We start from the raw sequence: 14450 nt of genomic DNA, 5'->3' as shown, positions 1-14450 counted from the left end.
TGCTGCGTAAAAACCAATTTGCCATTTGATAGTGAGTTGTGTTGTGACAGGATTGTCAGCTTTAATAAATCGGAATCATTATGTTTAGACACTTAAAATTAATTGACGGATCATCGGATAAATTTTGGCAAATAGAAACCAAGGGAAATAGTCATACGGTAACTTACGGACGAAACGGTACCGACGGACAATCGAAGACAAAAGCCTTTGATTCAGATGAAACTTGTTTGAAAGATGCTGAGAAATTGATTGCCGAGAAAATAAAAAAAGGTTATTCGGATGATGGTTTGTCGATCGTCGCTCCCACAGAGAAAAAAGGAGCTGCCCAATCCAAGCAAGCTATTGCCGATGAATACCTTGAACTTATTCGTCAGACAAATATTGATGGTCTGATTCCATTTCTTGACCGACATTTAAAAGGGAATGTCGAGTTTATCAAAAAAGAAATCCGAAAAGCAAAGAAATATTGGTTATCATGGACGGATCTTTCCAAAGAACCGGAATTTAAAAAACACGCCAATTACAATTGGGGGCAACGTGCGGATCAGGCGCAACAACGACTGATTGCATTGAGTGCATTGGCGACTTTTTCATTGAGTGATACTACGACCTGGACTGAATTGATAGATCCTTTAAACTCACTGAATATCCCCTCGGTAAAAAAGGTACTGGATTGGGCAAAACCAAGTTGGTTGGCAGACTATGCCGCCGAACAAATAGTTAAAAATGAATGGATGGCGATTACCTATGACAACATCCGTTTATTGGAAGAGTGGGGCTACTTTGAGTTTAAACCTGAAGTCTACGCACGTTCATTGGGCAACGCCCCAAATCTGGGTTATAATGAACCGGAGAAGAAAGCCTATTTGGATAGATTGATTGAAGACGAGAAGGCTTATACACGCGATGTACCTTTGTTGCTTGCCTACGAAACGAATCTGCAAAACAACTATTTGCGTTATGATTATCAGACGCAGGAATCGGAGCTGGTATGGGACTATATTTTCCCGAGATTATTGGAACAAGGAAAATTGGATACCGATCTTCTTATACAACAACTCTTTGAAACGCAGACAAAAGATTGGAATATTAATCTCAAAAGCTTTTTTCGAAAGCTTCTGATGAAGTTGAATATTAATGATGCGGTGATTTTGCAACATCAAAACCATCTTTTCCCCTTGTTACATCATGAGCAGGCTGCGGTCGTTAATTTTGCCATTGATCGACTGAAGCCTCTGATCGGAAGCTCGGAATTGGACAGCAATGAGCTTTTATCTTGGTTGGAACCTGTTTTTATGCGTAATGATTTGAAAGGAGGTATCAAGACGCTTCTGATCCAATTTGACAAATGGCTGAAACAGGAAAAAGAACCTGCGTCGGCTGTATGTTCGGCGATTACTCCCATCTTTATGTTATCTGATCTTTCGCTACAGGAACGCGCGGCAAAATTGATTGCCAAATATGCTGCTGTGGAGGATGAGGAGATTAAAATGAGGTTGACGATGTATGCCACGCAACTCATGGGGGATGTCAGTAGTCAACTAAAGCCTTGGCTGGAAGAGGCTCCGTTGAGTGAAGCAGAAGTATTGTCCCCATTGCGGGGAATGGATGGAGTGTATGAATATGAAGCCCCAAAAGGGAATGATATACAACTCGATCAACCAATCACTTATCTCGCCAATTGGAGTGATATCTTATTTCATTGGGGAAAGATAATCAAGGGAGGGGATCCTTTGGATATGGAATTGCTTATCCATGCCTGGTTAACCAAGCGGGATGAATTTCCAGCGGATTATGTCAGACAACTGGATCCTTACCTCAAACAGTTAAAGAGCGGTTATAATGAGGCTTCTTACGCCAGTTTATTTGGTAACGTGCTGCTGAATATTATTTATCAACCTAAGACGATATATCGATATAAGAGCCGTTATAACAGTGAATTCAGATCGATTTCGATTTTGGATCATTTACTGGCTATATTTCAAGGTCGTTTACAGCAAAATGTTGCTGTTTCATTGCTCAGTACGCCAAGTCATGCGCCTTATTGGGTATCACCCGAGGTCTTAATCGATCGGATTATTGCGCATGAGCAACAAGGGGTTGCCATAGATCCTGTCGATATAGCTATTGCAATCAGTAGGATGCCACGTATAGATGGCGAAGATAACAAGGCACAATTACAGCATATCCAAGCGGAGGAATTACGTGAGTTGCTCGCATTCGCCTTGGGATATACTGACAATATCAAGGTTGGGGAAGGGAAAAACTGGCTTCAACGTCTATTCAAAAAAGAAGGCGATGAAAAGGAGTGGCAGGCCGTATGGGCAACGGCTGCGCGAACACGGCAGCCGAACGGAAAGTTTCCTGCATTCGAGACCGGAGCCTTAGCCAGTTTTCCTTTTGTGATCGAACCCTATCGTCCCAGCTATCAGATTAAACCAAATTACAATACGAGCTACGATTATAAGACAAAACAGAATGAGCAATATTTGATCGGTCAGGAATTAGCTATTCCAATGCCTACTTATCAGGAAACACCGACACCATTATTGTATGCAATGGATGTTTATGCTACCCGGAAAAACGAATATTTTTATTATGTGAGCGAGGCTGATATCCGCTATTTTTTTAGCTTGACTCCCCAGGTGGCTGAACCGCTAAGTCTCGTGTTAAATTGTCGTTTCAATTCCTATGCATTGGAGACTTCGAAGACCATACCAGCGCTGTTGACAGCCTTGTTGGATTATCATGGCGCTACGGATCCAAGTACACAGTTGTTTATCGCCTGTAGCTTATTGACGAAAGAAAAGAATACACGTACTTTGGCAGCGGAATTGGTCATGCAATGGGTGGAGAAAGGAATGCTGGATGTTCAGACACTGGGTGATTATCTGGGTGATTTAATAGGTAAAGCTTACGCTCCTATAAACCGTTTTCTGGATTTGTTTGAAGTAGTCCGCGACATCAGCCCGATTCACAACGATGCATTATATCAACTGTTAAAAAGCCTGCTGTTGCGTGTCAGCTGGGAAACAAAAATGCCAGCTAATTTTAAAAAGCTGATCGAGCAAACGTACGACCTTGCGCTTCGTCTGGGCAAAAAAGAGGATAAACAATTGAAGGAAAAAATCGCGGAATGGGAAAAAGTTGCAGCGTTAAAACCCATTGTATTAAAATTTAATAAACTGTAAAATGGCATTAAAAGATTTAGAAGTAAGCTTTGCACGACCATCGATGCTGGCCGAACGAAATGGAATACAACAGCTCGTACTTGCTCATCAAGCAGAGTTGCAAGATGTCAATGAAGTGCCCTGTTTTTTCTGGGGCAAATTGGTTGATCCTTTATTGAGTTCAAAATGTTTATTGACGTTATCTAAGGTCGTTCGGTCGAGTTTTGGCCCTGTACCACCGAGTTTAAGAGATCCAATTGTTTCTGCTGGAACCGAACAGCTTCGCTTTGAAGGTTTCTCCTCCTGTAACGGTGTGTATGCACGACTGGATCTTTTGGAAGAGGCGATAGATGGAGAATTTTTGGCTGCTGGTACAACAAATGTTGATTTTAATGAACCGATGTTAAATGCATTGAATAGCATCAAAAAGTCAGAATCAATGGTGATGGGAGTCGGCGAAAAGGAAGTTTCACTGCACAGTGATGGGGGGACTGTCGTAGAAAGAAAGGTCACGCTACCTTTGCGATGGGTCAAAGGATTGACCAGTGTACAGTGGTATCTTGCCGAAATGGAAGAAGTTTTTGTCTTACAGAAATTGCAGGTCGTCCAGTTATTTCAAAGTATACCACGAGGTTCGGTCAAGGGGAACTATTACTTGAGCAAAAGGGGGAATAAATTCTTGTTTTCACCATTGAAGAGTGCCGATGCAGTACAAATTGGTGGTATCCAACGTCTGCGATTATTGGAATCATTGTTGCCTTATGTTGACCTGATGCGTGTATATCAGGCTGCAGGTGGCGAATGTGTCTGTGTGGTGGCTGATTTTGGAAAAATGCGCATGACTCTGGCGCTCTCTCCGGACAATTATCGCGGGTTTTCAGGTGAAGGGAATGTACTGGAGAATATGGTGCAGGAGGTTCCGCAGGAATGGATTTACGGACTTAATAGCCTGCTGAAATCTAATGAACTATTCAACCCGACCCTACTGTCGATAGAGCATGATATCGCCTTTGATACCATGGATAGTTTAACTGCCTCATTATCGTCCATCGGATTATTGGGGTATGACATGCATGAGGCAAAACACTATTATCGACGGCTGCCATTTAAAACAGAACGCATATTGTCGCTTAATCCCCGTTTAAAGAATGCGAAAAAATTATTGCAAACTGATAGCGTACAGATTATACGGCGGGAAGGACGGATATTGGAGGCTCGGGTAGAGGGCTCGGGTGTGCAGCATACCGTTTTGATTGAAGGGGAACAGGCGCGATGTACCTGCAATTGGTATACAAATCATCAGGGAAAACGCGGTGTATGTAAGCATGTCTTGGCGGTGAAAATGCAGTTGAAAGATTAAATTGTCAACTATTCAAATCGTAGGAGGATGCTTTTATTCTTTGGGCTGTTTTTTTTGAATTATTCGCAGGATTAAGGAGCATATAAAAAGGTGAATTTTGATAAATGATACCAAATAATATTTTGGATCTTCAGTCTGATAAAAAAATAGGGTTTAAATTCATCAAGAACTTAAACCCTATTTTTTGTTATTCATTGAATTTAAGGGAAACCCAAATTAACCAATCCGTTACTGTATACTTTGGATCTTGTTACACAGTATGCTTTTTAGTTTTTTACAATCAATTTCAATGCGATCTTTGTCTTTTAGCTTATGCTTTTTCTGTAGGTGTTTTCCCGCTACCGTAATTGCTTCTTGCATGATTAGTTGATCGAGCTGCCTTGAGGAAAGGTTGAGACAGGTACGAATGAGGGTTGATAACCTAAGTTGGAAGTCAAAGGGATAGTCAACCTCGAATGTTATGATCCTTTCATTCAAAGACAGCAATTCATCGCTTGAAATCTCGTCATATTGCAAAGCATAGGTTACTGTAGCTAAATCGGCTTCCACCTTATTCTTTCTTCTCATTTCTTCGGAAAACGCATATTTCCAAGCCAGTTCTGTATCGTTATTTTGAAATTTGTTGAACAATATACTGTCTATTGCAGTCGGTCGGGTACGTGAAAATATAGTCAAATTGTATGTGCTATCGCATTTAACACATCGATAAATCAACCATATGTCAACGTTTTTTTTCTGTGCATTTATTCTGAATTTTTCACTGCAATAAAATTGTTTACTATCGCAATGGCTACATGATTTCTTTAGTAACGGTGTATTGTTTGGACTCACAGTCCATGAATATTCCTTTTGCATTATTTATAGTCGTGCTTAATATTCTTTATTAATTTTTTTGATATTATTCACGATGTTTCTGCTATTGCAACACGAGGGTATGGATAGCTTGCATAGCAAAAAAGAAATATTTGCTATAACAGTAGGGTGAATAATAAAATCAAATGAAAACCTGTTTGGATAGGATTATCCAAATAAAAGAATGATTAGCCTGTGGTTTGTGAGGCTAACTAAGCAACTATAAATTTAAGAATTGTGTTCAAAACGTAATCGTTTGGTCTATATGCTAAGTTAAGTAATTTGGTTGAAATTATTCATCTTTTAAACTATTGACTGGATTTATTCGTCCTATTTTTAACGCATGGTAAAAGATGGTTCCAAAAGCAATCAACATGCTGGTAATTCCTGCAAGTATAAATATCCAAGCCTGAATACTGATTCTGTAATTGAAGTCCTGTAACCAGGTGTTCATTGCCCACCAGCCAATAGGGCAGGCGATTAGAATGGCTATGAAAATAAGTTTTATAAAATCAGTAGATAGCAATTTTATAATTCCGAGCAAACTGGCTCCAAGAACCTTCCGGATGCCGATCTCTTTTGTTCGTTGCTGGGTCACAAATGCGGCAAGGCCAAATAAGCCCAGACAGGCAATAAATATCGCTAATCCTGCAAAGGTTGACACAATAACCTGAGTACGTTGTACATCTGCATATAACATGGCGAATCCTTCATCCAAGAAAGTGTATTGGATCTTTTGATTTGGAGAGAATTTGTTCCAAACGTTCGTGATTTCCTGAATACTTTGTTCCATTTTGTCTGATTTAAGTTTGATGGACATCATATTCGGACTACCACCAATAACCAATGCCAGCGGTTTAACATCCTCATTGCGCATGTTTCCAAAGATAAAATCTTCGACTACAGCAATGATTGTATAAGTTGCATAATTTCGAATTTTTGCACCGATCGGATTTTTGATGTTCAATTCTTTTACCATCTTCTGATTGACTATTATCGCTGCGGAATCGGTTGGCATGTTCATGTTGAAATTACGTCCTTCGAGGATTTTGATCCCAAAGGTGGCGATATAATCATCATCAACAATCCAGTTCTGACCACCCACACCCACATCTTGATTTTGTCTACCATCGTTCCAAAATGAATTTCCATTACGCTTTACGCCATCCATTGTAACTGGTAGGTAATCACCAATAGAGACAGAAGCCACACTGGACAATTCCTTTAATTCGTTTTTTAGTAATCTTTGCTTTCCATCCAAAGTGCCTGTTCCTCTTAATATGAGCACCTGCTCTTTATTGAAACCTAGGTCTCTATTTAAAATATATTTTATTTGTTGGTTGATGACCAAGGTGCCAATGATCAGGATGATAGATGTTGCGAACTGGAAGATAACAAGTCCATTTCGAAACCAGTTGCGGCTAGATTTTAGATTTAGGTTTCCTTTTAATACAGCAATCGGTTTAAATTTAGAAAGATACATTGCAGGATAAATTCCAGATATTACAGCTATCAATAAACCGAAGACGACAAGGGCGGGGATGAAATACCAGGTTGTCCAAGGAAAAGCCAAGGATTTGCCAGCAATCTGATTAAAAAAGGGAAGTAGAAGCACTGCGAAAAATAAGGCAAATGCAATAGAGATTCCACTGTATAAAAAGGACTCCGTCATAAACTGTATAATGAGGGCCTTTCGACCGGAACCGATTGTTTTTCGGACACCAACTTCTTTTGCACGTGTAGTAGCATTGGCAGTAGAAAGATTGATAAAGTTGATCATTGCGATAATCAATATGAATAGCGCTATTCCACCAAAAATATAGACCAATCGAATATCCCCACGATTTTGGCTTTCAATCTTATGAGTTTGCACATCATTGGAATATAGATGAATCTTTTCCAAGGGCTGTAAGGTCATTCTTGCAGTATTCCAAACCTCTTCATTGACCGTCATACCTGCTTTAATCATAGCGGGTTTATAATGATCCTGAATGTAAGATTTTGTTATTTTCTTTTCTAATTGTTGTATATCGGTCCCTTCTCTGACTTTAAAATAGGTTGTATAGTTGGAGGCCAGCCAATTTAACTTTTCACCTTCATAAGGCTCATGACCACTTAAAGTCATAAAGAAATCATATCCATATAGATTGGAGTTTGTGGGAATGTCATCGATGACTGCCGTAATGGAATACTCGTTTGACTTATCATTATTTAGATAGATGCGTTTTCCGATCGGATTTCCGTTAAACAGTTTCGCTGCTTTCCGCTTGGTGATTACAATGGTCTTAGGATTGTCAAGCGCATGGCTTAACGAACCGAAGATTGTCTTGGTTGGGAAGAAATCCATGATCGTTTGATCCGCAAAACAGAAGCCTTCTTCGGAAAATAGTTCAGCATTGCCAGTTGTGGCGACTTGATTGGTTCCAGCACCAAAAAGTGGATTTGTTAATAATCTTCCGGAGGCAATAATTTCTGGAAATTCTTCTTTTAAAGTAGCACCCGCTGGAGCGGGTAGCGATAATCCTTTTAGAACAGTATTGTCTTTATTGATTACCCCTACTACCCTGAAAAGTAGGTTAGCATCTTTGTAGAATTTATCATAGCTCAACTCATGCTTTACATATAAAACAATAAGCATACAGATCGCTATGCTAAAGGCAAAACCACCTATTTTTATTAATGAGAAGAAGCGTTGATTTTTTAAGCTTCTCCAAGCAGTTTTTATGTAGTTTTTTAACATAGCGGTATCAATTATAAATAGATGACTATTTCATGTGAAAATAGAATTACAATTGATTTGCCATTATTTTAGTATGTTGATTTTTAGCTACTTGAAGATTTCTGTTGCGAAGGGAGACTGTTCATATTCGAACATATTTTTGTTCAGATGCGGACAATTATACACTGCAGTCAGCGCTGGCAAAATCTATCATTGTCAGCCACCATTGTCCGTCAATTTTGGTGACATAAAAAATAAAAGTGCCTGTGTCGCTGTTGACAATAATCCGTCGACTCTGGTTTTCAATACGCTTTACCTTGCTATAGAGATGGTCTAGTTCTTGCGCTTTATCTGACGTAATTTCTTCACCGATAATGCCTGAATAGTGTGTTTTATAAAAATTAATAGATTCGGATAAGGTATGGTATTTACCTTTATTGGCGACAAATATGCCTTTTTTATAGATTGTTTCACACTCGAAAAAAGGTCGATTGCTATAGGTTATATTTTTTTGGTTTGTGTTTGAAATCTGATCCTGCGCGAGAAAGTCTTGGTAAGGGTCGTTGATCGAACAATCTGTATGGTGATTAAAGGACATTTTTGATGTATATGTCCAACGATTATTGACTCCCAAAGTTGTTATAAAATAGAGACCAACGTCTTTGTTAAGAAGTGCATTAAAAGTGATGCTGTCTTTATTGTTATAGGAATGAATCACTTGATCTACGATCTGCTGGACCGTACGATGCTGTCCATAAGCAACGATATGGATGAAACATGATATAACTAATATAATAATTCGTCTCAGGATACGCATGGTCGATCACTGTTTTTTATTCATTACGCTAAGCAAACTTGATACCATTGCTTATTTCCACTCACTTGCGACTTTTAGTAAATGTACCTTGCGTAGGATAAATGCATTGCCTGAATCTATTTTATCCATTTGCGTGTATGACTGCAAAGTATGGTCATTGTCCCAAATAGTGTCCTGACGATGATTATTGATAGAAATAATCAAATCACTTTGCAAAATCGCTTTTCGCAAATTCAACTGTGCATAACTACTTGTAGCGAGGAATAGCAATAGGATGAGGTATAAACTTTGTTTGATCATTTAGTTATTTCTTTTCTTCTTTTAATGTGATTATACGATTCGTCAGGTTTGTTACAGCTGGCAAAAAATAGACTTGCGGTAGCGGCAGTTTTGCTGTCAAACTTACCTTGCTTGGGTACTAATGGTTGTTTGGTATATTGACGCAGATAGCGATCACCCTGATCACGCTCTTGGTCATTATCCTCCGCGGACTTGCTGATGTATTGATTTGTTGCTTTGTCAAAATTATATTCCGCTAGGTCGGGATAAGAAATGTTATACTCCGCATTGGAAAATATTGCCGTCAGCTCAATGCTTCCCGCACTTTCATATTCTTTTTTCATTGTTAGTATTTCAAGCCAGCGCTTTTGTGTTGGGTCTACTGGGGTTTCTCTTAAAAAGCCCTTTCTGCCGCCATAATTAGAAAGGCTTATAGCAAGCTTTTTATCTTCAGTTAAATACAGGTAGGCGCCGAAATTCGCCCGTGCTCGCTGTGGTTTATTATTGATTGCGATGAAGTCATTGAAGCGCTGGTCATTTTGATGGTGAAATGTTTGGTATGCAGAGCCAGCATCAAAACCTTCATTTTGTACAGTGAATTTCAACTGTGGCATCGGGTGCGATTGCTCATAGATATAGGGGAAATCGAAGCAATTGGCTCCATCGTTGAAAACTGGTTGCATGCTGTCATCTCCAAACTGTACAAAAGCCTTTCCCTCTTCGAAGCCTCTAAAATTGACAGATACTTCATCTCCTAAAGTGGGGTTATGGCATGCATATAGCTGAAATTGTGGTAACTGGTCTGGATAGAAAAGAAGGTAATCTTTTTCAAAGACATAGGATCCAAAGACCATGGTAGCATAGCCATATAACATGAATTTGCCGTCTTCAAAGAGACAGATGCCACTGAGGTCACCGTACTGTCCACTGATCGTTTTGGATCTGTCTTTACCGGTCGCGATATAATGATTGACTTCTTGTGCCATAATATTTCTGGTTATAACAATAAGGATAGCGAAACTTATGATTCGTCTAATGCATGCGATATTGAAGAATGTATTTTTCATGTACATACCATTACTGATTTATCAAAACTAAGAAAGGAATGCTGGCCACAGCAGTGGTATTTACAAATCGTAAATAGTTTTTACGATTCGCACATATCAATCTTACGGATTTGATATGTGGTTTATACGCTCGTTTGTCGAAATAAATGCATTGTATCAACTTTCGTTGCAAAAAAGAGCAAGGCAATGAGCAGGCATATTTCAATAACAAATAGTAGCCTGATTTTACCTACAGAAGAATAGCTTACTTGTAGCTTTTGATGAATTTTGGAAGAAAAAACAAGCAGTAGAAAGCTAATAATTGCTGTGCTGTAATAGGCTAGAATAAAACTCAGGTTAATATTGGCAAACTTGCCTAATAAACTAAAATAGAGAAGACATAGTGTTGGAATAATAAGACAAGCAAAGGCCATCGTTTTTAATGATAATAGACTCCCTCCTAAAGGAGACTTTACAATGGTATTCCTAGGTAAGCGAGTTTTATCTTTTTGGTAAAACAGGAAAATTGCAATACGGGCCGAATCCAATGCAATAATAGTGGCAAGTATAAAGAGTCCGAATTGAAATATAAAGAATAACCAAATCATTGTCTTAAAAAATTCAGGATGTAACAGGTATTTGCAATTTGACAAGTGTACCTCCTTCAGGATTTTTTGTGATTTTTATGCTTGCTTTCCTACCCAAGAGTTGCATCCGTTCGTGACTGATTGTTCCAGAGAGTGAGCGATGTGGAGTTTCTTGGATATTTGGTTCAGATTTACCGCTATCAAGGATGTCCACTGATAAAATATCTCCATCCAATTGAAAATGAATGTCGATATTGCCTTTACAGGTTTCGAGATCAATGCCATGTAGTAGGGCATTCTCTACATAAGGCTGTATCAACATCGGAGGTAACATGATGGCACTCAGATCCTGTTCGTCCGGCTGTGTAATATGATAGGTAAAAGCATCTTCAAAGCGCATTTGTTGTAAGGTCAGATAATTTTCCAGTGTTTCGATCTCTTCATTTAAAGGCACCAGATTCTCTCGACTTAACTCCAGATTGCTCCGCAACAGACGACTAAAGCGATTGAGATATTTGATGGCACTTTCTTTCTTATCTAATCGCACAAAACTCTGAACCGCTGCTAAGGTGTTGAAAATAAAATGTGGTTCCATCTGTGTGCGCAGTAGTTGTTGTTGCAGCAGGACTTTTTCTTTCTCCTGGCTTAGGCGTCGCTGACGGAAACTATAGTATAGAAAGAATAATATAATAATCAATAAGATAAGACCCAAAGAAGATATGACCAGCCACAGACGATTTTGCTGTAATTGTAGTTTATTGATCTTAATGCTTTCATTCAATGTGCGAATGGACTGATCTTTGGCCTGTAGTTGATACAATGCATTCATTTCGGCAATAGCTTGTGTGTTTTCCGAATGATAGACATTTTTCTGTAATTGAACGATATTATCTAGGACGGCTATTGCTTCTTCCTTTTTGCCTTGTAAGCGGTACAGTTCGGCTAGGCTTTTTTGAAAGAGTATTTCATTATGCGGAAAGATCAATTTGGTGAACTGTGTTCTAAGATGTTTGGCTTTTGTAATATATTGAGCTGCTTGCACAGGCTTCTTGAATAACACATAAATTACTGCAACATTACAGTAGTTTACAAATAGATTATTCATCAACACAGAGGACTCCTTGATATTGCTCAGTCGCTCATCAATTTCTATTTTCAGTAGTTGGTAATGTAGCAAGGAATCTTGCTGTTGTGTTGTTTCAAAGTACTGTATTTTCGAATCGTATAAAAAACTGATATTATACTTATCTGGAAATAAATGATGTAGATCCTCCAGTTTATGGAGATAGGGAAGTATTTCTTTAGAAGGCCTCTGCAAGGCATTTAGCGTCTGAATCATTTGTACGAATACACGCTGGCGATTGATATGCTCCTTTGGAAGTGAATCTGAGAGATTGAGGGCCGCTCGATTCATTTTTTCAGCGAGATTGTATTGAAACGAACTTAGGTTATTTTGTGCCGCAGAGAGCAATATAGCCGATTTCGCTTCGGCAGAAAGTCCTGCGGTGCTGTCCGAGAGAACGATCGCAGCTGCTTTGTTGTAGTAATAGCCTGCTTCGCGTTCTTTTGCTTCGGCACTACGGATATTGCCAATACCATTGTAGATAAGTGCTTTGTACTTTAGATTACCAGTGGTAGGTTCGATTAATTCAAGTGCCTGCTCTACAAAAAAGCCTGCGGAATCTTGCTGGAGCATGGCATATAGCCTAGCGGTATTGTATTTAACTTTTGCAAAGAATACGGTGTCATTTTTTACATTAGGATTTTCACCGAGTTGTCGCCAGGCTCTCTTGAGTGAGTCGCCGTTCGTAGGTGTCAACCTTATGTCTTCGAGCTCCTTTATCTCTGCTAAAACAGCATCATGGTCTCGAGAAGAAAAAGTCGGTTTTTTGTCGCAAGCTACAATATGTAAAATAAGCAGCAAAAAGAAAATACTTCGTAACAGATATCTCATTTCTCTGGGAAAAGCTGGGTTAAAATTATGTTTTTCCGTCGTGACGAAATAGGTATTTCTTCTTTGTTTTTCAATACGATATACTCTGAACGGTTAACACCGGTTATATACTTACGGTTTACCAGATAGGACTGATGGGTACGTAGGAAATAGGGGGCGGGTAACAATTCCTCATAATATTTCAGCGGTTTGGATATGAGTTCTTTGGAACCATCACTCAGAAAGAAAAAAGTATATGGACCATCACCTTTACAGTAGACGATGTCATGAACAGCAACGATACGCACATTATGAATGGATGTCAAAGCAATACTTTCGGGTAAATCGCCATGGTGCATTGCACTTTGTGCCATATTTAGCTGTTGCATCCATTGTGGATTATTATCGCTACGACGACGGTAGCGTTCTAATGCTTCTTTTAATTCAGTTTGGTCAACAGGTTTTAGCAAGTAGTCCAGGGCACCATACTTGATCGCTTTGATGGCAAAATGATTATATGCGGTGATGAATATGACGTTTTGTGGAATAACATTGAGTTTTTTTAGAAGATCGAAAGCTGTACCATCCTTTAGTTGAATATCCATTAGGATCACATCCGGTTTCTTTTCTTCAATTAGTTTTACAGCAGTTCTGACACTGTCGCTCCAACCAATTAGTGCTGTGTCGGTTTCCTCTTGTATGAGGTAACTGATCTCCTTACGAACAGCGGGTTCATCTTCTATTATCGCTACTGTTATCATTTTTTAAACTTTTCTGTTCGGTAAAAATAATAATTGTGAGTAAAAAAATCTTATTCATTTAATATTTGTGCTGTTTTTTTCAATATATGATACAAATCGCCAGTCGATATATTCAGTAATTTCACGAATCATAAACGATTTTGACGGATTGTAAATGCATAATTGGGTTGGTTATTGCATTCAGTATATTTGAGTTAAGCATAAAAATAGGTACTATGGAATTAGCGATTGAGATCAATAGCGCGAAAGATTTGGATGTTCTCAAAGATCAACCGATCGACCAGATTGAGAAATTGGAACTGTTTTTTTATACGAGCATTTCACTAAAATTTATTGAAAAAATAAGGAATTTGCGCAATTTATTAATTACGGGAAGTGTTAAGGATTTATCCCCAATAGCCAATTGTAAGTCACTTAAGCAATTGTATATAAGTAATCGGGGAGCTGTGAATACATTGGATTTTGTACAGGGATTGGAGCTAGAGTCGCTGCGACTGGAAAGTTTTACTTCTAAAAGTGATCATTTAATCATTCCGCATCTACCTTCATTACGGAATCTCGAAATTTCCTCGGTATCAAAGATGGCTGATTTATCTTTTTTGCATGATTTTTCGGGATTGAAACGTATTGCTTTGTTTGAACTCAATTCAAAAAAATTAGTTGATTTTGCTAAATTGGATCAATTAGGTGAATTGAGGTTAACTAATATGTTTCAGTTGAAAGGTCTGGCTGAGCTAAAGACAATTCCGAAATTGAATACGCTTTATATTCATGAATTTTTTATCAATAAGAAAATCAAAATAGATAGAAAAAATGAATTGCTTAAAATAATAGCTGATTTAAAACAGATCGATGAAATCATACTGACAATTAACGGGGAGAGCTATAGAAGGGCTGAATTACTGGCTGAATTGAAAAATTAGAGA

The 14450-nt window shown here is 38.6% G+C and carries 10 protein-coding genes; 3 read left to right on the top strand and 7 right to left on the bottom strand.

Annotated features, from left to right (window positions below):
* Positions 1-80: 80 nt before the first annotated feature.
* Together DFQ12_RS11125 and DFQ12_RS11120 are read left to right on the top strand one after the other, a co-directional pair.
* The gene (locus tag DFQ12_RS11125; RefSeq protein ID WP_120258987.1) at positions 81-3191 is read left to right on the top strand and encodes a DUF6493 family protein; all 3111 of its coding nucleotides are present in this window, start codon (positions 81-83) and stop codon (positions 3189-3191) included.
* A 1-nt stretch (position 3192) separates the two neighbouring features.
* Complete coding sequence (locus DFQ12_RS11120) at positions 3193-4530, top strand: SWIM zinc finger family protein (protein ID WP_120258986.1); 1338 nt, start codon at positions 3193-3195, stop codon at positions 4528-4530.
* A 228-nt stretch (positions 4531-4758) separates the two neighbouring features.
* Here the strand turns inward: DFQ12_RS11120 and DFQ12_RS11115 are convergent, their stop codons facing one another.
* From DFQ12_RS11115 to DFQ12_RS11080, 7 genes are all read right to left on the bottom strand, one after another.
* A complete protein-coding gene (locus tag DFQ12_RS11115; RefSeq protein WP_120258985.1) occupies positions 4759-5385 on the bottom strand; it encodes a DUF1062 domain-containing protein in 627 nt (208 codons plus the stop codon).
* Between the two features lie 289 nt (positions 5386-5674).
* A complete protein-coding gene (locus DFQ12_RS11110; RefSeq protein ID WP_120258984.1) occupies positions 5675-8122 on the bottom strand; it encodes an ABC transporter permease in 2448 nt (815 codons plus the stop codon).
* 157 nt (positions 8123-8279) lie between these two features.
* Positions 8280-8918 (bottom strand): hypothetical protein, encoded by a 639-nt coding sequence (locus tag DFQ12_RS11105; protein WP_120258983.1) that lies wholly within the window; start codon positions 8916-8918, stop codon positions 8280-8282.
* A gap of 51 nt (positions 8919-8969) precedes the next feature.
* On the bottom strand, positions 8970-9218 hold the full coding sequence (locus DFQ12_RS11100) for a hypothetical protein (RefSeq protein ID WP_120258982.1): 249 nt from the start codon (positions 9216-9218) through the stop codon (positions 8970-8972).
* A complete protein-coding gene (locus DFQ12_RS11095) occupies positions 9215-10183 on the bottom strand; it encodes a preprotein translocase subunit SecD (protein WP_120258981.1) in 969 nt (322 codons plus the stop codon). Before DFQ12_RS11095 ends, DFQ12_RS11100 begins: the two co-directional genes overlap by 4 nt.
* 681 nt (positions 10184-10864) lie before the next feature.
* On the bottom strand, positions 10865-12784 hold the full coding sequence (locus DFQ12_RS11085; protein ID WP_120258979.1) for a histidine kinase: 1920 nt from the start codon (positions 12782-12784) through the stop codon (positions 10865-10867).
* Entirely contained in the window at positions 12781-13524 is a 744-nt protein-coding gene (locus DFQ12_RS11080; protein WP_120258978.1) for a LytR/AlgR family response regulator transcription factor, read from the bottom strand. The genes DFQ12_RS11085 and DFQ12_RS11080 overlap by 4 nt, the downstream gene beginning before the upstream one ends.
* Before the next feature lie 215 nt (positions 13525-13739).
* On the opposite strand from DFQ12_RS11080, the gene DFQ12_RS11075 reads away from it, so the two are divergent.
* Entirely contained in the window at positions 13740-14447 is a 708-nt protein-coding gene (locus tag DFQ12_RS11075; protein ID WP_120258977.1) for a hypothetical protein, read from the top strand.
* The last annotated feature ends 3 nt before the right edge of the window (positions 14448-14450 follow it).

The sequence above is a fragment of the Sphingobacterium detergens genome, from assembly GCF_003610355.1.
GTDB lineage: Bacteria > Bacteroidota > Bacteroidia > Sphingobacteriales > Sphingobacteriaceae > Sphingobacterium > Sphingobacterium detergens.
The sequence above is the reverse complement of the archived record's forward strand: the minus strand, read 5'-3'. Positions and strand labels throughout refer to the sequence as shown.

Bases quoted from the DNA above. Each gene is read 5' to 3' on its own strand.
- DFQ12_RS11125 (WP_120258987.1), top strand. From the start codon at position 81: ATGTTTAGACACTTAAAATTAATTGACGGATCATCGGATAAATTTTGG.
- DFQ12_RS11120 (WP_120258986.1), top strand. From the start codon at position 3,193: ATGGCATTAAAAGATTTAGAAGTAAGCTTTGCACGACCATCGATGCTG.
- DFQ12_RS11115 (WP_120258985.1), bottom strand. From the start codon at position 5,385: ATGCAAAAGGAATATTCATGGACTGTGAGTCCAAACAATACACCGTTA.
- DFQ12_RS11110 (WP_120258984.1), bottom strand. From the start codon at position 8,122: ATGTTAAAAAACTACATAAAAACTGCTTGGAGAAGCTTAAAAAATCAA.
- DFQ12_RS11105 (WP_120258983.1), bottom strand. From the start codon at position 8,918: ATGCGTATCCTGAGACGAATTATTATATTAGTTATATCATGTTTCATC.
- DFQ12_RS11100 (WP_120258982.1), bottom strand. From the start codon at position 9,218: ATGATCAAACAAAGTTTATACCTCATCCTATTGCTATTCCTCGCTACA.
- DFQ12_RS11095 (WP_120258981.1), bottom strand. From the start codon at position 10,183: ATGGCACAAGAAGTCAATCATTATATCGCGACCGGTAAAGACAGATCC.
- DFQ12_RS11085 (WP_120258979.1), bottom strand. From the start codon at position 12,784: ATGAGATATCTGTTACGAAGTATTTTCTTTTTGCTGCTTATTTTACAT.
- DFQ12_RS11080 (WP_120258978.1), bottom strand. From the start codon at position 13,524: ATGATAACAGTAGCGATAATAGAAGATGAACCCGCTGTTCGTAAGGAG.
- DFQ12_RS11075 (WP_120258977.1), top strand. From the start codon at position 13,740: ATGGAATTAGCGATTGAGATCAATAGCGCGAAAGATTTGGATGTTCTC.